Raw genomic sequence first — 20379 nt, forward strand, 5'->3', positions numbered from 1 at the left:
TTATGCGGATCAGATTGACGTGCTGCCTGCGGCCATCTGCCGCGCTCTGATACGGTTTTTATGGTTTCAGGTGAATCTGTAACGGGCTGCGCTGCAACGTCATAGTGCTTTCAGGAATCTGTGGGAACGAGGCTTCTAGAGATTGCGCGATCTGGCGCAATCTCTAGAAGCCTCGTTCCCACAGGAGTTGTGCTGAGTGCTGATGAGGTAGCCGATGTATCAATACGACGATTACGACCGGGCGCTGGTGTTCGAGCGCGTTGCGCAGTTTCGCGATCAGGTCGAGCGCTTCATGGCCGGGGAGTTGAGCGAAGAAGAGTTCCTGCCGCTGCGCCTGCAAAACGGCCTGTACATGCAAAAGCACGCTTACATGCTGCGGGTGGCCATCCCCTACGGCACCTTGAGCGCCGAACAGATGCGCACTTTGGCGAGCATTGCCAGTGACTACGACCGTGGCTACGGCCACTTCACCACCCGGCAGAACATGCAGTTCAACTGGATCGAACTGCATGAGGTGCCGGACATTCTCGAACGCCTGGCGCAGGTCAACATGCATGCGATCCAGACCTCGGGCAACTGTGTGCGCAACATCACCACCGAAGCCTTCGCCGGGGTCGCGGCAGACGAGTTGATCGACCCGCGCCCGCTGGCGGAGATCCTGCGGCAATGGTCGACGATCAACCCGGAATTCCTGTTCCTGCCGCGCAAGTTCAAGATCGCCATCTGCTCGGCGAAGCAGGATCGCGCGGCGATCATGATGCACGACATCGGCCTATACCTTTACCCCGGCCGCGACGGGCAGATGCTGCTGCGAGTGATCGTTGGCGGAGGTCTGGGGCGCACGCCGATCCTCGGTCTGCAGATCCGCGATGGCTTGCCATGGCAGCACTTGCTGTCTTACGTCGAGGCGGTGTTGCGGGTCTACAACCGCCACGGCCGGCGCGACAACAAGTACAAGGCGCGGATCAAAATTCTGGTCAAGGCGCTGGGCATCGAGGCGTTCGCCAAAGAGGTCGAAGAGGAATGGCAACACCTCAAGGATGGCCCGGCGCAACTGACTGAGGATGAATACCTGCGGGTCGCCAACGCCTTCGTGCCGCCGAACTATCGGACTCTGGCGGGCACCGATCTGGATTTCGGCACGCACCTGGCGGACAACCCGGCGTTCGCCCGTTGGGTCGCGCGCAACGTGCAACCGCATAAAGTGCCGGGCTACACCAGCGTGGTGCTGTCGACCAAACCGGGTCTGGCCTCGCCGCCGGGGGATGTGACCGGTTTGCAGATGCTGGCGGTGGCCGACTGGTCCGAGCGTTTCGGCTTCGGTGAAATCCGTATCGCCCACGAGCAGAACATCGTCCTGCCGGATGTGCCCAAGTCCGATCTGTATGCGCTGTGGCAACTGGCGAAAGAGCAGGGCCTGGGTGCCGCCAACGTCGGCCTGCTGACTGACATCATTGCCTGCCCCGGCGGTGATTTCTGTGCGCTGGCCAACGCCAAGTCGATCCCGATTGCCCAGGCGATTCAGGCGCGTTTCGACAACCTCGATTACCTGCACGACCTCGGCGATATCAGCCTGAACATTTCCGGCTGCATGAACGCCTGCGGCCATCACCACATCGGCAACATCGGGATTCTCGGTGTCGACAAGAACGGCAGCGAGTGGTACCAGATCACCCTCGGCGGGTCGCAGGGCAAGAACAGCGCACTGGGCAAAGTCATCGGCCCGTCGTTCAGCGCCGCCGAAGTGCCGCAAGTGATCGAACGGATCATCGGCACCTTCGTGCGCTACCGCGAGAGCGAAGAATTGTTCGTCGATACCGTTGCGCGCATCGGACTGGAGCCGTTCAAGGAACGGGTCTACCCGAAAACGCTGGAGGTGTCGGCATGAACAACCTGCTGCGGATGGAAGAGAGCGGGGCGCGGATTGTGCTCGACGATCCGTGGACGCTGATCCGCTTGCCTGAAACAGCGTCCAGTTCCGGGATGCTGATTCTGCCGATGGCCCACTGGCTCGAATCACCCTCAACCCATGCAGTCTGGCTCGGCCCGGACGACGGCGTCGAAAGCCTGCTGCCATGGCTGACCTCGCTGCCGCTGATCGCCCTCGACTTCCCGAGCTTTCGCGACGGCCGCGCCTACAGCCAGGCCTATCTGCTGCGCAGCCGTTTTGGCTGGAAAGGCGAGTTGCGGGCGATTGGCGATGTGCTGCGCGACCAGCTCAGCCACATGCGCCAGTGCGGGTTCGACAGCTTCGCGGTGCGCGAGGACAAATCCGCCGAGGATGCGCTCAAGGGGTTGGCGGGGATGAGCGTGTTGTACGGGCGCTCCGTCATCGAGCCGAGGCCGTTGTTTCGGCGGCGCTGAAGCGAGGCCCGCACAGGGGAAACCCTTAGAACCCTTACAAATCGGGGATTTTTCCTTGGGTCGATGGTGGCCTTTTGGTAGAGTCCCCGTCGCCAGCGGGTTTTCGGCTGGACGACGGAACGAAGAAGGGAGTCTGTTTGTGAGTGCGGGCAAGAAGATCTTGGGCCTGACGGCGTTGCTGTTGATGCTGACGTTGTGGGCCGGTTACATCTACGTATTCAACGAAAGCCGTGGCGGTCAGCTCGGCGGTGTCGGCGAAAGCACCGCGTGGTGCGGCACGCCGCCGTCCTCGGATGCGGCGCTGCTGGGCAAGGATCAGTTGACCTTGCGCATCACCAACAACCTGCGCGGCGAGTTCATGCTCAGCGGCGCGGTGGTGGTGTCCGAACGCACCTTCAACCGCTATGACCTGGGCCGCAACGAACTGCGTCTGCGCCTGGAACCGTTGCAATGGTCGTACGGCGTTACGCCGATCTTCCTTGAGCAAGTGAAGGTCCTGCCGCTGAGTCGCAACCTCGCCTCGACCGACAAGAGTGCCTTTGCCCAACTCGAATCGCGCCCGATCGGCGTTCAGGGGCGGGTCACCGAGTTTCCTTTCGACACTTATCGCTACGGCTACAAGCCAGTCCTGTACTACCTCAAGGGCAACGAGCGTGTCGACCTGCGCTTCAAGAACATCACCACGCTGATGGAGATGTCCAACACCTTCACGCCGATCCAGAAGTACAACCGCGCCGACTACATCAACGAGAAAAACGTGATGGTTCGCGACGAGGATTACAAAGCCTACGGCCACCACGAATGCGCCTTCAGCGTCGAGCGCAAAGGCGCGTTCAAGGTCGTGGTGCTGTTGATGCTGCTGGTGTTGTGCCTGCCGTTGCTGCTGGTGTTCTACCGTGATGAGCCGGGGATCGACTTCCTCGCCACGCTGGTGGGGATCGGCGTGGTGCGCACGGTGCTGGTGGGGCCGGTGCAGGATTTCCAGCTGTACAACATCGACTTCCTGTTTGGCGCGGCGCTGCTGCTGGTGGGCACGGTGTCGCTGATCAAGGCGATGCGGATTAACAGTCGGCGGGAGATGGCGTTGCGCAGTGGAGAGACTTCGACCTGGTGACGCAAGCGGGCGGGAGCAGCCAAGTGCTGCTCCCGCCCGTTTTCATTTCAACGCCGGATCTCCCATATTCATCCTCTTCCACCCCTGCAACAAAACCTGCGCCTTCGGCTCCTGCCCGCTGTCCAGATACCACTGAATCAGCGACAACCGCGCATTGCGGTTCGCCGGCTGCACCTTGAGCAGTTTCTCCAGTTGCTCGCTCGCCTGATCCCCCTTGCCGCTGTCATGCAGCGCCACCGCCAGCACGTAACCGTATTGGGCGTTCTGCGGTTCCAGTTGTGCGGCTTTGCTCAGGGCTGACATGGCGTCGGCGGTCTTGCCCGCGCGGATCAGTGACAGGCCTCGGGTGTGCTGCAGCAGGGCCGCGTCAGGGTGTTCCTTGAGGCTGGCATCGAGCAGTTGCTGCGCCTCCTGACCCCGACCATTGGCCTCCAGCCATTGCACCAGCGTGACCAGCGCCGGGTAGAAGTCCGGGTCGCGCTTCAGCGCTGTCCGTAACAGGCCTTCAACCTCTGAACTGCGACCACTGGCCTGATAGAGCATCGCCAGATTCAGGTTGGCTTCGGCGCGTTCGGCCAGGCTCTTCTGCACGGTTTCGTACTCGGCAATCGCCGCGTCCCAATTGGCCTGAGCCGGGCCCAGACCATTGCGGGCGACACTCAGCAGATCCCGCGCCGCGACGATTCGGACCGCTTTCACCGGATCGCCCAGTAACGGCGTCAACAGCGGCAAGCGCTCTGGCGGTGGCAGGAGCGCGCTGATCGCCCGCACCGCGCTTTCGCGTACCTGCGGCGCCGGGTTCTTCAGGTCCGTGGTCGCCAGTTTCAGCGCCTGTTCACTTGGATAGAGTGGCAATTCCGCGAGCAATGTCGCTCGCTGGATCGCCGGCAGGTTGCTGCGCTGCAATTGCTCGTACAACGCTTGTGCAGCGCCCGGCTGGCCATTGCGAATCAGCCACAGGCTCTCGTCGTAACGCGGCGCTTGAGGTTCGGTCGAGGCAGTCCACAGTTTGAATTGCGCGGTGACCTTGTCGCCGGCCTTGCCCTGATGACAGGTCAGGCAGGCGTCTGGCGTGCCGAGCTTTTGCGCACGCTCCGGGTTGGGGATGCTGAAGCTGTGGTCATGCCGGAAGTCGTTGCCCATGTAGAACTTGCCGGGCATGTGGCAATCCACGCATTGCGAGCCGGGCTGACCCATGGTGTGGCGGGTGTGTTCGATACTGTCGTAGTTCTTCGCTTGCAGGCCCTGGCCATCGACACCTTCGACCGAGGTCTTGCCGGCCGTGTTGTGGCATTGCAGGCACACCGCGTTGCCCGGTGCCTTCAGCTCGGTGCTGTGAGGGTTGTGGCAGTTGCTGCAACGCACGCCCTTGTCGAACATTTTGCTTTGGGCGAAGGAACCGTGTTCGAACACTTCGTCCTTGATCTTGCCGTCCAGCGCATACAGCTCGCGTGTCAGGGTGCTGGGCAGGTAATCGTCCATCAGCCGTTTGCCGACGGTGTAGCCGTCGCCCAGCGGCGCGCGGCGGGCGTGGCAGCGGGCGCAGGTTTCGATCTCGACGGTGGCGTTCTTGTCCTTGAGATCGACGTCGAATCCGGCATGAATCAGGTCGGTTTTCTTCGCCGTCCATTGCAGATGATTCGACGCCGGCCCATGACAGGCCTGGCAACCGACGCCGAGGCTGTTCCAGTGGCTGGCGAAAGTGTTGCTGGCCGCGTCGAAATTGCGCTTGAACCCAGTGGTGTGGCACTCGACGCACATGAAGTTGGCGTTCTGGCTCGGCTTGCTCCAGTGCAGCGGATTCTTGAAGTTCACGCCCTGGCCGGGGTAGAGGTGAAACCAGCGGTTTTTCTCGGTATCCCAGGCGACGCCAAGGGCCTGCAACCGGCCTTCACCGACGTCGATCAAGTATTGCTGAAGCGGCGCGATGCCGAAGGTGTAGGCGACTTTGAAGTCGGCATTCTTGCCGTCGATGCCCGGCGTGTTGACCCAAAACTCGTCGCCCTTGCGCGCGAAACGGGTGGATTCGTTTTCAGCCTTGAACGTTACATTGTTGAAGTCACCGAGCATGGTTTCGGCATTCGCCGGTTGCATCGCCAACTGATGATGGGAGCCTTGCCAGTCCTTGACCTGTTGCTGGTGACAGCCCTGACATTGCTGTTCATCAACCATGGTCGCGGGCAGTGTCGGTGCAGGTTTGGCCGCTACCGCCACAGGTGTGCTGACCGGCACGGCTTTGACCGGTGCCGGAGCGGGGCTGAACAGAAACCAGCCGATCCCCGCCACGGCCGCGAGCAGCAGGCCAATGGTGACAGGGAACAGGTAGCGTGAAATCGAGGTCGGTAAAGCATCAGGCTGGCGCGGTGCATCGTTATTTTTATGCTTGGGCATTGCGACTTCCGTAGTCCAGGTGCATTTGCCTTCTGGCGTGCGTTCAAGCTCGATGCAGCTTTGCCGGATGCCCGGCATCTGTCAAATGACCGTTGTGAACCGGCACACGGCACGGCGCCAATATTGTGTGTTCTGATCGCAATTCGCGGGTTTTTAGCTATACCTGTAACTCCCCAATGCAACAAATCAGGCCTTCTGACAGGAGTTACAGCATGAAGCTAGCCGTGATGATGAGCACCCTGTGCATTGCCACTCTTGGCGTGGTGGGTTGCTCCAGCAAAACCGTCGCTCCAGATGAGTACTCCGGGTTTCTCAAGGACTACAGCCAACTCAAGGAGGCCAAGTCACCGTCCGGGGCCGAGGTGATGCGCTGGGTCGATCCCAAGCTTGATATCAACAAGTTCACCAGCGTCTATATCGAACCGACGCAGCTCTACCCAAAACCTCAACCGACCGTGAAGATTCCGCAACAGACCCTCAATGGCATCACCGCTTACTACGATCAGGCGCTCAAGCGTGAAGTGGGCAAATCCTTGCCTTTGGCCAGCGGCCCCGGCCCGGGCGTGATTGTGGTGCGTGCGGCGATCACCGCCGTGAGCAGCAAGACCGAAGGCCTGCATGCCTATGAAGTGATCCCGATTGCGCTGGTGGCGGCAGCGGTCAGTACCGCCAGCGGTATCCGCGATCAGGAAACCACCCTGGCCACCGAAGCGGTGTTCCTCGATGGCGGCAATAACAAGGTCGTGGCCCAGGTCGTGCGCAAAGGCACCGGCAAACCGCTGCAGAACGACTCCCAGGTGATGAAGGCCGATGACGTGAAAGCCGTGATCGATGGCTGGGCGTCGGACATGCATCAGTCGTATCTCAAGCTCAAGTCCAAGTAATCCCGCCGATCATTCCCACGCACCGCGTGGGAATGATCGGATGACGAGAGTCACTGCCCGACAAACCAGCGGTAATACGGATTCCCTCCATCTCCCTGCATCACCTCGCGAATATCCCGGCCCCAGGCATCCCGATCACCGTCATAGGCGTGCAGGCTTGCGCGGTAGAACTGCATCAGGCGCTGTCTGTGCCCCTGCATCCGTTCTTCGAACCCCGCATCGGCATTCACCAGCGGTGGCGCAACGTAAAGGTCCAGCAGCGCCGGCAACACCCGCGTGATTTCCTTGGTGCGCACCCACGGCGCGTATTCGATGCGCGGCTGATCGTCGGTCACGGCCGGGGCGTCGGCGGCGAAGCGTTCCAGACCGGCGCGATCGGTCACCCAAGTCGACAGTAACGCCGGCGCCGAGCCGATGCCGACGTCCTGCAAGGCGCCGCGTACGCTGTCCTGTTGCAGGCGTCGGGAGATTTTTTCTGCATCCAGCTCGATGGGCGTCAGCGAGCCCACCAGCAGCATCTCGTGAAACTCGCTGGTCCACAGCGTCGCGTACGGGAAGACGTCGAGGAAACTGCGCACCAGCGAACGCGAGTCATCGATATTCTGGGTCGGCAGCGGCAGCCACTGTGCGACCAGACCCTGTTTTTCCAGACGGCTGGCGGCCAGTTGATAGAAATCCCGGGAATACAGATTGACCACGCCGGCCGCGGAGGGCGGTGGCGGCTCGAGGGTGATCAGGTCATAGGTCTGCGGGCTGCGCAGCAGTTCCTGACGACCATCGCGCAGCCGCACATCGACGCCGGGATCACCGGCAGCGTTGAAGTTACCCTTGAACAACGGCGCAGCCTTGATCACTGACGGCAGCAGCTCGGCCACGACCCGATGTTCCAGCCCCGGATAGCGCAGCAACGCGCCAGCGGTGATGCCGGTACCGAAACCGATGACCAGCGCCGAGCGCGGCTCGCCGTTGTGGATCAGCAGTGGCAGCAGCGCCTGAATCCGCATGTAACGCAGTGACGGCATGGCATCGCCGGTATTCGACACGCCCTGGATGTACAGGCGCTGGAACGCGTTCTGGCCTCGACCTTGAGTGACCACCGCGACCGTGCCGCCGCGTCCTTCCTCGTAGAAGGCCAGCTCGCCGTTGCGCGCACCGGGGAGCAGGCTGGCGAGTTTGTCGACCGGGGTCAGCACGGCCAGTGCAACGGACAGCAAGCCCAGCGCGGCCACTGCCTGACGCCGGCCTTTCTTCACGCCATGGCCCTTGCGCACGGCGAACCAGCCGATACCGGCGGCGATGATCGCCAGCAGGCCCAGCGTGCGTACCAGTCCCAGCAATGGAATCAGCAGGAAACCACAGAGCATCACGCCGATGATCCCGCCCAACGTGTTGAACGCCACCACTGCGCCGACATCGCGGCCGACATGTTCGTGGCCGACACTCAAACGCAGGGCCAACGGAAACGCCGCGCCCAGCAGCAAGGTCGGCAGGAACACAATGCACAACGCCGCAACAGCGAAACGTGCGCTCATGCCGGCCAGTTCACTGGCGCCTTGAGTCACGAGCCAGATTTCCGCCTGACTCTGGGCGATCACCAGCCAGCGACCGAGCAGGGCGATTTCCAGCAGGGCGATCAGTCCCGCGCCAGCGATCAGCAAGCCGAACACACCCCACGGATCGCGAATCCGTTCGACGCGACGGGCGAGCAGGGCGCTGCCCAGAAACAGCCCGGTCAGGTAGGTCGCCAGCACCACGGCGAACGCGTAAGTGCGGGTGCTCATGAATTGCACGATCGACTGCGACCACACCACTTCGTAACCGAGGGCCACGCCGCCGGCGATGGAATAAAGCCAGAGGGCAGTGCGATCCGGAGCTTTTTCAGTGTGATGCTTGAGCGGGGCTTCGACCGGCATCGGATGCTGGCGCTGCCAACCCAATGCTCCGGCAGCGGCCAGCAGATTGAGCATCGCTGCGGCCAACGCACTGCCGCGCACGCCGAGGGTGGCGATCAATACGAACGCGGCGAGCAGGGTGCCGACAATCGCGCCCAATGTGTTTGCCGCATACAACTGGCCGCCGCCCTTGCCCGGCGTACTGCCCAGCGAGCGCACCAGCACCGGCAGCGTGCCACCCATCAACACGGCTGGAGCGCCCACCAGCATGAACGGCAGCAACCAGGCCAACAGGCCGACGTGATCCTGCAACCAGGCAAAAGGGCTGGCCGCCAGGCTCATGGCAAACGTCGCACCGACGCCCAGCACGGCCACCAGTACTTCCAGCCCGGCATACAGCAGAACCGGTTGCGCCAGCCGATCCGCCCAACGCCCGAACAGCCAGCCACCGATAGCCAGCCCGGCAAAGAAGGCACTGATGCCGGTGGTGATCGCGTAGACCTCGACCCCGACCACCAGCGACAGCTGCTTGATCCACAACACCTGATACACCAGCGCTGCGGCGCCGGAAATGCACAGCAGCAGGGCGGGGATCAGCAACGCCGGGGCGGTGGTGTGCGGGAGGGGATGGGCCGACGACTTGCTGGCGACACGTGAGGACATTGCGACTGCCTTGTTCCGGTTCAAGAATGATCGCTCCCGCGCGGAGCGTGGGAACGACCACTAAAAAGGGCCGCTCGCCAATGACGGCGAGCGGCGGTCAAGCGGTCTTACTGTGCAGGCTGGTTCTTCATTTTTTCTTCGATCTTCGCGTCCACCGCCGCACGGATCTGGTCGATGCTGAAGCTCGCCGGTTTCTGGCTTGGCGGATATTCGATGAAGGTCTGCAGGAAGCGCGCTGCCTTGGTGGTAGCAACGGCCACCAGATAAACGTTCTTGGTCGACCAGTCGTAATACTGATCGGACACCACGTCGGCCCGCTCATACGGGTCCATCCTCAGGTTGAAGATTTTCGGTACGCGCAACGGTGTGAACGGGTTGCTCCACACCGCGAAGCCACCGGGTGCACGCTGCTCGGCGAACACGGCTTTCCAGTTGCCGAAACGCATCGACACCAGCATGCCGTCGTCGTTGAAGTAGAAGAACTCGTTGCGTGCACCGTTCGGTTGTTGGCCCGTCAGGTAAGGCAGCTGGTTGTAACCGTCCAGATGCACCTTGAAGCTGTTACCGCCGCTGGTGGGCGCCCAGCCTTTGAGCAGCTTGCTGGCCACATCGGTATCACCGGCCGCCGCGAGCAAGGTCGGGAACCAGTCGAGTCCGGAGAACATCTCGTTCGAGACCTCACCCGGTTTGACCTTGCCCGGCCAGCGGATCATCGCCGGTACACGGTACGCGCCTTCCCAGTTGGAGTTCTTCTCGTTGCGGAACGGCGTGGTCGCCGCGTCCGGCCAGGAGAACTGGTTCGGCCCGTTGTCGGTGGTGTAGACGACGATGGTGTTGTCGGCGATTTTCAGGTCGTCGAGGGTCTTGAGCAGTTTGCCGACGTCGCCGTCGTGCTCGACCATGCCGTCCGCGTACTCGTTGCCGGGCATGCCGCTCTGGCCCTTCATCGAATCACGCACGTGGGTGAACAAGTGCATGCGGGTGGTGTTCATCCAGACAAAGAAAGGCTTGTCGGCCTTGGCTTGTTTTTCGATGAACGCCTGGGCGGCGGCGGTGGTTTCGTCGTCAATGGTTTCCATGCGTTTGGTGGTCAGCGCGCCGGTGTCTTCGATCTTGCCGTCGGCGAAGCTGTGGATCACGCCACGCGGGGAGTTGGCCTTGACGAACTCCGCATCGTCTTTCGGCCAGTAAGGACGTTCCGGTTCTTCTTCGGCGTTGAGGTGATAGAGGTTGCCGAAGAATTCATCGAAGCCGTGGTTGGTCGGCAGGTATTCGTCCTTGTCTCCGAGGTGGTTCTTGCCGAACTGGCCGGTCGCGTAGCCCTGGGACTTGAGTGCCTGGGCAATCGTGATGTCGCGCTTTTGCAGCCCGACCGTGGCGCCCGGTGCGCCGACTTTCGACAGGCCGGTACGCAGCGGCGTCTGGCCGGTGATGAAGGAGGATCGTCCTGCGGTGCAGCTGTTCTCCGCATAGTAGTCGGTGAACATCATGCCTTCCTTGGCGATCCGGTCGATGTTCGGCGTCTTGTAGCCGACCACGCCCATCGAATAGGCGCTGATGTTGGTCTGGCCGATGTCATCGCCGAAGATCACCAGAATGTTGGGTTTTTCAGCCGCTGTGGCAGTTGCCGACAGCGCCATCACCGACGTTGCCACGAGGGCGAGTTTCGGTAGCCACTTGCGTATGCGAGTCATCAGACTTGCTCCTTTTGCGCGGGGGTGGTGTGGTGCGTCAAACGTTTCTTGCAGTCCTGCGTCACGCTTTTGTTATTTCACTTGCTCGGGGGCGGGCGGATCGAACGGGTAGATCCGGCGCCAGTCGCTCGCCATGTCCACAACGGTCCAGCCACGGGAATTCGCTTCGTCGAGGGCCTTGTCCAGGCGACCGATATCGGACTTTCGGTCATAGGCCCATTCGCGTTTGGCGTCGGTGTGATGCACCAGGCCCATGAAGCGTTTGCCGGGGCCTGCCGCTGTCCACTGGAGCATCTGCAGGTCGCCGTCGGAGTTGCCGAACGCGAGGATCGGCCGGCGACCGATTACCGCATCAATGCTTTCCGGCTTGCCGGGGCCGTCGTCGTTGTGCGCCAATTTGGCGGTGCGCACGATCGAGGCTTTGCCGTCCTTGTAGCTGAACGCGGTCACGAAGGTGGTGCCGATCACCTGTTCCGGCGGGATGCCGTAGACCTTCTCGGCGAAGGCACGCATGAACGCCGTGTCGCCGCCGGAAACGATGTAGGTCTTGAAGTCCTGGCTGCGCAGGTAGTCGAGCATTTCCAGCATCGGCTGGAAGATCATCTCGGTGTACGGTTTGCCGGTTTTCGGATGCCGGGCCTGGGTCAGCCAGGTTTTGGCGTAGTCATCGAAGGCGTCGGTGGTCATGCCGGTGTGGGTGGCGGCGAAGATCTTCAGGATGCCGTCCATGCCGGCGGCTGCGAGAGCCTTGTGGTCGTTCTCGATCACGGCTTTGAACGGCTGTGTGGTCTTCCATTCCGGGTGTTGCGGCGCGGTGCGCTTGACCTCGTCGAAGGCGAACAGCAACTCGAAATACGCTGGTTGCTCGCTCCAAAGAGTGCCGTCGTTATCGAACACGGCAATGCGTTCGGCGGGTTTGACGAAGTCCTTGCCGGACTGGTCGGTGACCGCCTGGACGAATTCGATGATGTGCTTTTTCGCCGGCCCGTCGTTCCATGACGGCAGCGGCTCGCTGGCCTGTGCCAGCAACGGAAGTGCGAGGCCGAACAACAGGGCCAGACCAAAACGTTGGCGGTGCAGCATCGGGTTCGTCATGGGAAATCCTTCTCGTGGACGGGGTTGAGCGGGCGCAAGGCCGGGGCCGAACGGGCCTGCTGCTGTTCGGCCTGACTGTGAAGCGTAGACAACGATTGGCGCAGTTGGCCCAGTGTTTGTTCGGTGGCCGGCTCGCGGCCGTAAAGGCCACGCAACAGTCCTTGCAGGCGTTGCCCTGAGTCGACCAGTTTCAAGCCCAGCCCACGGCGGCGCAGCCACAGATAAACAGCGCTCAATTGCGCAGGTTTGCGGGTGAGTTGCGGGGCGATTTGCTGGTAGGCACTTTCGGCTGATTGCTGCCAGGCCAGCTCTCGTTTGTGCTTGCTGGTTTGCCACTGCTGGCGGGCACGGCTGAGCGCTGGCCAGCCTAGATAGCCGCCAACGACCAGTACGACGAGCAAGGCCAGCCACGCCAGCCACTGGGTGGAAAGGTGCAGGCGATTGTTCTGGCCGAGTCGTTTGAGGTCTTCGGTGATCGAGAACACCGGCTTGTACGCACTGTTGGCGGCGGCCTCGAAAGTGATCGCAGGGACTTGCGCGGTGCGACTTTGCTGTGCGCGCGAATCCCACCATTTCACCTCGATGGCTGGCAGGGTGTGGGCGCCGGCCGTGTCGATGCGATAGCTGACGCTGTCGATGCGCTGGCCGCCGAGGATATCGCCGCGACCGTCATCCAGATTGCTGATCTGCGGGGTTTTCACATAACGACTCAGTCCGTTGACCTCCACCAGCGCTGGAACGGGCAGCGCCATGGCGAGTGCGCCGTCGGCCTGCAGCGTCAGTTGGCGAGTGATGCTGTCGCCGACTTTCAGCGGCGTTGCCGAGTGGATGAGGGTTTGATTGAAGCGCAGCCCCGTGGCCACCAGCGGCGTTTCACCGGGTTTGAAACCGGGCGGCTGGGTGGCGCTGAACTGTAGCGGCTGGCTCTGGGCACTGATCTCGCTGGTGGCTTGACCAGGGCTGGCGCGCACGGTCAGGGCCGGAATGTTGAAACCCCGGGCAGCGTTCGGCGTGATCAGATAGCTGTAGCGCAGGCCCGTGAAATTCTGGCCGTCGAAGGTCTGGTTCAGGTGCTGGGCCTGACCGTCCGGCGGCATGACCAACGCGCCATCGAGCTTCAGGTCGGGCAGGATCGGGGCGCTGGTGAACCAGGTGTCGGTGAGGACATCGAGTTGCAGCGCCAGCAGTCCGCCGACCATGGCGCCTTCGGCGGGTTGCAGGTGAGCCTGCACGCGCATCTGCGGTTCAGCGGCTGCTATCTGGGCGCTCAAAAGGCATACAAGCCCTATCAACCGGTTCATGGTTTGGCCTCCGCCTGATCCTGCAAGCTGAATTTCTGCTTGAGGAATTTCGCCGGGGAGGTCGTGAGGTTCTGCAACCACAGCGCATCCGACGCCGCTTGTTCGGTCTCGACCGCTTTGCTCTGGCCCTTGCCCGGTGCCTTGTCGAGCTTGACCTCGTCCGGTTTGGTTTGCGGTGCATTCTGTTCGGCGCTCGCGGTGTCTTTTTGCAACGCAATCGCCAACGCCAGATTGGCCGTGGCTTCGGGGAAATGCGGCTGTAGTTTCAGGGCTTGGGTGTACGCCGCGATGGCCTCGTCGAACTTGAAGCGGCGCACGTAAATGTTGCCCAGATAGAAATACGCCTGCGGCGTGTCCAGTCGCGCGAAGGTCGCCAGCGCCAGGTCGTAGTCAGCCGCGTGATACGCCGCCACGCCTTTCCAGTACGGATCGACAAACAGTGCCGCCGCCTGCGGGAAATGTTCATGCTCGAAGGCCCAACGCCCTTGCTGATCTCGGGTAAAGAAGGCATCGGTCAATGCGTTGGCCTGGGCCGGTGCCGCTGGCCATCCAAGCCCTACGGCCAGTACCAGCGCCGGCATCCAGTTGACGCTCCAGCCCTTGCGCACGTTGCACAGCGCCAGCAACACCAGCGGCCAGCACAGCCAATAACCGGCGTCTTTCCAGTGCAGTTCCCGCTGTTCGGCGCTGGCGCTCTGGAAGTGCTGCTGCGCGTGCAGTTCGATCCAGTCCAGGTCGTCGTCATTCAGCGTCAGGCTGCCGAGCGGCGCATCGAGTGCCGAGGCCAGTTTCTTGATGGCGGCCGGATCGAAACTGCCCAGCGTCGGACGCCCATTGGCATCGATACGCGGCTGGCCGTTGGCGTCCTCAATGACACCGCCATCCTGATTGCCCACCGCGAGTATCAGCACTTGCAACTGTTCATCCCGATTTTCGATCGGCGCGGTGTCGGCGCCGTCGGTGATCAGCAGCAGGCTGCCGGGGACTTTCTCGGCGTCGAGCAGGCGCCTGGCCTGATCGATCACCGCGCTGACGTTCTTGCCCGGTTTGTCGATCAACCCGGTGCCCAAGGCTTGAATGAACGTGTCGAGCAACGCCGGATCATCGGTTGGCGGCAGCACCAGATGCGCGCTGCCGGCATAGGCGATCAGCGCGGTGCGGGCACCGGCCCGGCGCTGGATCAGGTCGTGCAATTTGTGTTTGGCGGCCTCAAGGCGAGTGGGTTGCACGTCGTTGGCATCCATCGACGGCGACAGATCGACAGCCACGATCAGCGGCGCGCGATTTTCCAGAAAGTCCGGGCGATCCTGCTCCCAGGTCGGCCCGGCCGCTGCCACCGCGCCGAGCATCAGCAGCGCACACAGCCAGTGCACCGGGCGCAGGCGCTGGTGATCCTGCGGGGTGACCAGCAAGTGCGGCAGCAGATGCCCGGCGATGTTGCCGCGCAGCCGTCGTTGCAAGTCACGGCCACGGCGCCAGAGCCATGGCAGCAGGGCGCCGAACAAGGCCAACAGCAGCCACAGCGGACGCAGGAAGTGGAAGTCGCCGAGATTGATCTCCATCTCAGGCCTCCTGCCGCTGGCGTGCAACCGCCAGCCGTGGGTGCAGCAGCGCGCCGAGGTGGTACAGCGCCAGGACCAGCAAGGCCGCGCCCAACGGCCAGTAGAACAGTTCGCGTTGCGGCTGATGGCTGAGGGTTTTGACCTGATGCGGCGTGAGGCGGTCGAGGGTGCTGTAGACCTGATCCAGCGCATTGCGATCTTCGGCGCGGAAGAACTGGCCGCCCGTAGTCTTGGCGATTTGCTCCAGCCCCGGCAGATTGACCTTGGCCTCGCCTGAGGCACTCGGATCGCCGATACCGATGGTATGAATCACCACGCCTTTGGCCGCGGCCATTTCAGCGGCGTGATCCGGCGTGATCGCACTGCTGGTGTCGTTGCCGTCGGTGAGCAGGATCAGGACTTTTTCCTGTTCATGGGCCTTGTCCAGCAACTTCAGGCTGAGACCGATGGCATCGCCAATCGCGGTGTTCGGGCCGGCCATGCCGATGCCGGTGTCTGCCAGCAGCAGTGACAGGCTGACGTGATCAAGGGTCAGCGGTGCCTGCGGATAGGCGCCGCTGCCGAACACGATCAGGCCGAGGCGGTCGTCCTTGCGCTTGTCGATGAAACCTTGGACGACGTCTTTCACGGCAGCGAGGCGATTGATTTTCTGGCCGCTGGCGTTGGTGAAGTCTTCGGTTTCCATCGACTGCGAAATGTCGATCGCGAGCATCAGATCGCGCACCGGTTGCTGACGCTCGATGGGCTTTTCGACAAACACCGGGCGGGCGACGGCCAACAGCAACAAGGCCCACACCAGGAAATTGAGCAGCAATTGCCAGTGATTGCGGCGGCTGCCGGCGGTGCCAGGCGTTTCACCCACGGCACGGCTCATGGCGTTGAAGAACGGCACACGCACGGCGCTGCGGGCTTCCTGATACGCGGGCAGGTAACGGTAGGCCAGCCAGGGCAGCGGCAGCAGGAGTAACAGCCACGGGTAATCAAGCTGCCACATGATGGTGCTCCACCCAGTGTTGGCAGGTGTCGAACAGCGCCTGCCGCTGCGGTGCAGGCAGATCTCGCAGGACGTCGTCGGGGGCGTAGGCCAGTCGGGCCAGTTGCTGACTGAAATCGGCGGGCAGTGTTTTTTTGCTGTGTTGCTGCAAGAAGTGTTGCCAGTCCTCTTGTTCAGCGGCTGCGACCAATTGCGATTGCGGCATCGAGATTGCCACGCGCTTGAGCAATTCCGGCAATTCGCGCAACGCATTCAGGTCATCACTGCGATCACGCAACTGCGCCAGCCGGACCAGTGCTTCACGCCGATACTGGTCGCGCCGCCATTGCCGGTACCGCCGCGCCCCGATCGCCAGTGCAGTCAGCAGCAGAACCGCCAGCAATACCCACCAGCCCCAGGTCTGTGGCGCGTAACCGATTGGCGCGGGCAGGCCCAACTCCTTGAGTTGTTCGATGCTCGGAATGTTCGGGTTCACCGCCGGGGTCCGGCGCTTTTGCCAAGCTCGGCGCGCAATTGCTGATGGGCTTCTTCTGCGGTGCTGAACATCATCAGCGGCACCTGACTGCGGCGCAGCAGGGTGGCGACGTCCTTGAGCCGGCCGCCGAGAAAGTCCCCCAGTGGCTGATGCACGTTGCGTTTCTCGACCGCCAGTTCCACTTGCAACTGGCCTTGGGTCACCAGCAGTCGGCCGTCGTTCGGCAACTTCATCGCCATCGGGTCGTAGACCTGCAACGCAATCACATCGTTGTGCGCCGACAGTTGTCGCATCAACTTCAAGGTGCGCTCGCCGGCCCCGGCAAAGTCGCTGACGATGCAGATCAGATGGTCATGCCCGGCCAGCGCCAGGCAACGTTGCAAGGCTTTGTCCAGTTGGTCCTCGTCTTCGGCGTCGGGGTTGCCGGCGTTCAGCGCCTGATTCTGCTCGGCGATGCGACTGAGCAAGACCTCGACCCGTTTACGGCTGCGCAACGGCGCGATGCAGTCGATGCGCCGATCGTTGAACACCAGCCCGCCGACCCGATCCCCGGCATGGAACACCATCCACGCCGCGAGTGCGCCGAGCTCAGCAGCGACAGCGGATTTGAAGCTGCGCTGTGAGCCGAAAAACATCGACATGCGCTGGTCGACCACGATCAAAGCGGGGCGGTCGCGCTCTTCAGTAAACGTGCGCACCACCGGTTTGCCGGTGCGCAGCGAGGCGCGCCAGTCGAGGTGACGCAAATCGTCGCCGGGCTGATAGCGGCGCAGTTCATCAAAGTTCAAACCCCGGCCACGCAGGCGCGAGGCGTGGTTGCCGGCGAGGATGCTGCCCTGAGGCTGGCGGGCCAGGAAACTCAGATCACGGGCTTTGAACTCCAGCGCCATCAACTGCGCGAGAGAGACATAGACCAGCCCGTCGGTGCTTTCCATATCAGGCCTCAGGCGGGGATCGCCACTTTGTCGAGGATCCGGTCCAGCACCTGATCGGCGCTGACACCATCGGCCACCGCGTCGTAGCTCAGTTGCAGGCGATGGCGCAGCACCGGGTGCACCACGGCGCGCACGTTGTCCGGCGAAACGAAATCCTGGCCCTGCAACCACGCATCGGCCCGGGCGCAACGGTCCAGACCGATGCCGCCGCGCGGACTGGCGCCGATGGCGATCCAGCGGCCGAGGTCTTCGTCGTAATCGGCCGGATGGCGGGTGGCGTTGATCAGGTCGATCAGGTAGCGGTCGATGGCGGGGGAGACGTGCACCGCACTGACTTCCTTGCGTGCGGCGAAGATCACGTCCTGCGCCAGTTCGAACCCCTTGGTCGGTGCCGTGTTGGCGCCCTGGGCGAACTCTTCGGCGCGCAGCAGTCGCAGCACCTGGCTCTCGTTGTCGGCGCTGGGGTAATCGAGCAGCACTTTCATCAGAAACCGGTCCATCTGCGCTTCCGGCAACGGATAGGTGCCTTCCTGTTCAATCGGGTTTTGCGTCGCGACGACAATGAACAACTCCGGTAGCACGTGGCAGTTACCGGCCACGGTGATCTGCCGTTCTTCCATGGCCTCGAGCAATGCCGCTTGCACCTTGGCTGGCGCACGGTTGATTTCGTCGGCCAGAATCAGATTGCCGAACAGCGGGCCGGGCTGGAAACGGATCTCGTTTTTGCCTTCGACCTGATGCAGCACCTCGGCGCCGGTGATGTCCGAGGGCAGCAGATCCGGGGTGAACTGGATGCGGCTCATCTTTGCGTCCAGATGCCTGGCCAGTGCCTTGACCGTGCGGGTCTTGGCCAGCCCCGGCAGGCTTTCCAGCAGCAAGTGCCCGTTGGCCAGCAGGCCGAGCAGGATCTGCCGGATCACCTGATCCTGGCCAAGCACCGTTTCAGCGATGCTGGCCTGCAGGGCGTTGAGGTCGGTGAGTGCGGTCATGGCGCGAGTCCTTGCTCAAAACATGAAAGTCGGGATGACCGGAACGAACGACAGCCGGAAATTCCAGCGGCTGCTGATCTGGTCTTCAGGGTGGATCGCCGAGTACTGGATCTCGCCGGAAATCCGCACCGGCAACTTGCCGAAATTGAAGATCCGCCCGGCGCCGATACCGACGGGGAAGGTGACCTTGTTGCCGCCGTCGGCCTTCCAGTTGACCGTGACGTTGGGCGTCATGCCGACCCGCCACTGGGCCGGGCCGGGAATCACGCGCTGGATGAAGTACTGCACGTTGGTCAGGCTGACGTCCTTGCGCTGGCTGTCGCCGCCGACCGACCACCAGTGCTGCGGGAACACCCCCAGCGTCCAGTCCTCGCCCAAATACGCGGCCACGAACGCCGGGCCAAGCGAGTATTTACCAGTGCCGAGCACGTCTTTTTCAGCGGTAGGGAACATCGCCGTCGGGCCGAAGCCCCAGACCATCTTGCCGCCGCCGGCAAAACGCACCGGTTGCTTGGGCGAGAACACGCCAACGTAGGTCAGGTCGCCGAAGCCGCTGGTACGGTCAAACGGATCCTCGACCACCGAGGCGAAATCGTCGCGGTCACTGAGGATTTCATTCGGGCCCATGCCGATCAGGTTGCCGGCCCTGTGGTTGACCGGTGCGCTGACGTAGCTGATCGGCACGCGGTTGATCAGGTTCCAGTCTTCGCCAAGAGAAATCGGGAAGGTCGGCATGAAACTGTATTTGCCGAGCATCCGTGTACCGTTGCTGTTCGGGCCCTTGAGCGCGGTGTAGTCGAACTGGTTGACCAGCAGCACCAGATTGCCCACCGGGTTATCCATCAGTTTGGAGATCTGTTCGGTGGACGGGTCGCAACCGGCCTTCACGACGTCCTTCAGGTCGATGTCGAAGTTCTGTTGCAGGCGATGGCAGGTTTCCGGATCGCCTTTGCTGACCGGGTTGGCGGGGGCGCTACCCAGCCCCGGTAAATCACCGCCCGCGCAGGCCAGGCTGCTGAACAATGCGCTGCATAAGGTCAAGCGGCGAGCGATGGCCATCCCTGGCGCCTCCTTAGAAAAACGCCAGGGTCAGGTTGACGGAAACGCCATTGCCTTCAGGACGGTTCTTGGTGTCGAACTCCGGCACCCAACGGGCACTGACGCTGGCCTGGGCATCGGCGAACTTGCCGCTCCAGCCAACGGTCGGGCCGGCACCGACCGAGCGCCCGCGAAAGCCGTTGAGCGTGTCGGCGGTGTCGCCTTTGTCATCGCTCACCTGCTGGATGTAGCCGGCGACCAGCCCGGCATTCCAGCCGTTGCCAAAACCGTGGGTCCACAGGGCTTCGAGGGAGAAAATGTCGCCCGTGCGGTAATCGGTGGCCTTGTTCTCGGTGTAGAACTGCAGGTTGCCGGACAGCGTGAACTCGCCACCCTTGCCGTCCAGATGCGAGAACGCCACGGTGGGCATGAACGTGTAGTTGTTCTGGCCGGGGTTGGCCAGGCGATTGTCGTTATAGGCACCGGTCGGTACGTAGATCGGTAGCGAAAACGAGATGTGGTTGAGCTCGTCGAAGTGGTAGCCGGCGGCGATCGGCGTGATCAGCGCGTCGGCAAACTGGGTGCCGGAATCGCTGGTGCCGAGGGTGCGTCCGCGCGGCCCGGTGATGGAAGCATCGATGTCGGTGTACTGAACCGGTATGCCGATGGCCGAGGCATAGTTCCAAGGGCCTTTGCCGGTGTCCCAGACGTGGGTGACGTTGGCCATGGTGTAGGAGACTTTCATCTTGATCCCGGCGCTGACCGCCCCGGAAATCGGCGCGCCGCGACTGTCCTTGAGCTCGCCGTCGTACCAGATGCTGGTAAACGACGTCACCCAGCCCGGTGCCGGCGGGACGACCCCGGCATTGGAAAACACCTGCTGGCCGGTAATCGGTCGCCCGACACCGCCCTCGGCGGCGTACAGCGCCGGGCTGCCGAGCATGCACAGCGCCAGCAACGGGCGCACAACGGAAGGCTTGACCATCAC

Annotated in this window: 16 protein-coding genes; 4 read left to right on the forward strand and 12 right to left on the reverse strand. The window is 62.5% G+C overall.

Features of this window, described 5'->3' with window-relative positions; all coding sequences use genetic code 11:
• The first annotated feature begins 214 nt into the window (after window positions 1–214).
• The 3 genes from AC07VV_RS03630 (at window position 215) to AC07VV_RS03640 (ending at window position 3478) form a co-directional block, all read left to right on the forward strand.
• Window positions 215–1888 carry a nitrite/sulfite reductase gene (locus AC07VV_RS03630; protein ID WP_495035323.1) on the forward strand — a complete coding sequence of 558 codons (1674 nt, stop codon included), beginning with the start codon at window positions 215–217 and terminating at the stop codon, window positions 1886–1888.
• Window positions 1885–2364: a DUF934 domain-containing protein gene (locus tag AC07VV_RS03635; RefSeq protein WP_495035324.1), complete on the forward strand. Its 480-nt coding sequence runs from the start codon at window positions 1885–1887 to the stop codon at window positions 2362–2364. The genes AC07VV_RS03630 and AC07VV_RS03635 overlap by 4 nt, the downstream gene beginning before the upstream one ends.
• 139 nt (window positions 2365–2503) lie before the next feature.
• Window positions 2504–3478: a hypothetical protein gene (locus AC07VV_RS03640; protein ID WP_495035325.1), complete on the forward strand. Its 975-nt coding sequence runs from the start codon at window positions 2504–2506 to the stop codon at window positions 3476–3478.
• Window positions 3479–3520: 42 nt separating this feature from the next.
• Here AC07VV_RS03640 and AC07VV_RS03645 read toward each other — a convergent pair whose 3' ends face one another.
• Entirely contained in the window at window positions 3521–5869 is a 2349-nt protein-coding gene (locus tag AC07VV_RS03645) for a tetratricopeptide repeat protein (protein ID WP_495035326.1), read from the reverse strand.
• Between the two features lie 212 nt (window positions 5870–6081).
• Between AC07VV_RS03645 and AC07VV_RS03650 the strand changes: the two genes are divergently transcribed.
• Window positions 6082–6753: a DUF3313 domain-containing protein gene (locus AC07VV_RS03650; RefSeq protein WP_495035327.1), complete on the forward strand. Its 672-nt coding sequence runs from the start codon at window positions 6082–6084 to the stop codon at window positions 6751–6753.
• Between the two features lie 50 nt (window positions 6754–6803).
• On the opposite strand, the gene AC07VV_RS03655 is transcribed toward AC07VV_RS03650, so the two are convergent.
• From AC07VV_RS03655 to AC07VV_RS03705, 11 genes are all read right to left on the reverse strand, one after another.
• Window positions 6804–9308, reverse strand: a complete 2505-nt coding sequence (locus tag AC07VV_RS03655; RefSeq protein ID WP_495035328.1) for a spermidine synthase — start codon at window positions 9306–9308, stop codon at window positions 6804–6806.
• Between the two features lie 107 nt (window positions 9309–9415).
• Window positions 9416–11002 (reverse strand): arylsulfatase, encoded by a 1587-nt coding sequence (locus AC07VV_RS03660; RefSeq protein ID WP_495035329.1) that lies wholly within the window; start codon window positions 11000–11002, stop codon window positions 9416–9418.
• 72 nt (window positions 11003–11074) lie between these two features.
• Window positions 11075–12097, reverse strand: coding sequence for an HAD family hydrolase (locus AC07VV_RS03665; protein ID WP_495035330.1), 1023 nt, complete (start codon window positions 12095–12097; stop codon window positions 11075–11077).
• On the reverse strand, window positions 12094–13398 hold the full coding sequence (locus AC07VV_RS03670) for a BatD family protein (protein WP_495035331.1): 1305 nt from the start codon (window positions 13396–13398) through the stop codon (window positions 12094–12096). The genes AC07VV_RS03665 and AC07VV_RS03670 overlap by 4 nt, the downstream gene beginning before the upstream one ends.
• Window positions 13395–14960 carry a VWA domain-containing protein gene (locus AC07VV_RS03675; RefSeq protein ID WP_495035332.1) on the reverse strand — a complete coding sequence of 522 codons (1566 nt, stop codon included), beginning with the start codon at window positions 14958–14960 and terminating at the stop codon, window positions 13395–13397. The genes AC07VV_RS03670 and AC07VV_RS03675 overlap by 4 nt, the downstream gene beginning before the upstream one ends.
• Window position 14961: 1 nt before the next feature.
• Window positions 14962–15954 carry a vWA domain-containing protein gene (locus AC07VV_RS03680; protein WP_495035333.1) on the reverse strand — a complete coding sequence of 331 codons (993 nt, stop codon included), beginning with the start codon at window positions 15952–15954 and terminating at the stop codon, window positions 14962–14964.
• Window positions 15941–16429, reverse strand: a complete 489-nt coding sequence (locus tag AC07VV_RS03685) for a DUF4381 domain-containing protein (RefSeq protein ID WP_495035334.1) — start codon at window positions 16427–16429, stop codon at window positions 15941–15943. Before AC07VV_RS03685 ends, AC07VV_RS03680 begins: the two co-directional genes overlap by 14 nt.
• Complete coding sequence (locus AC07VV_RS03690) at window positions 16426–17364, reverse strand: DUF58 domain-containing protein (RefSeq protein ID WP_495035335.1); 939 nt, start codon at window positions 17362–17364, stop codon at window positions 16426–16428. Before AC07VV_RS03690 ends, AC07VV_RS03685 begins: the two co-directional genes overlap by 4 nt.
• A gap of 8 nt (window positions 17365–17372) precedes the next feature.
• The gene (locus AC07VV_RS03695) at window positions 17373–18353 is read right to left on the reverse strand and encodes an AAA family ATPase (protein ID WP_495035336.1); all 981 of its coding nucleotides are present in this window, start codon (window positions 18351–18353) and stop codon (window positions 17373–17375) included.
• A gap of 15 nt (window positions 18354–18368) precedes the next feature.
• Window positions 18369–19412 (reverse strand): hypothetical protein, encoded by a 1044-nt coding sequence (locus AC07VV_RS03700; protein WP_495035337.1) that lies wholly within the window; start codon window positions 19410–19412, stop codon window positions 18369–18371.
• Between the two features lie 13 nt (window positions 19413–19425).
• Window positions 19426–20376, reverse strand: a complete 951-nt coding sequence (locus tag AC07VV_RS03705) for a SphA family protein (protein ID WP_495035338.1) — start codon at window positions 20374–20376, stop codon at window positions 19426–19428.
• Between the last annotated feature and the right edge of the window lie 3 nt (window positions 20377–20379).

The sequence above is a fragment of the Pseudomonas sp. GW821-FHT02C04 genome (genome assembly GCF_059421845.1).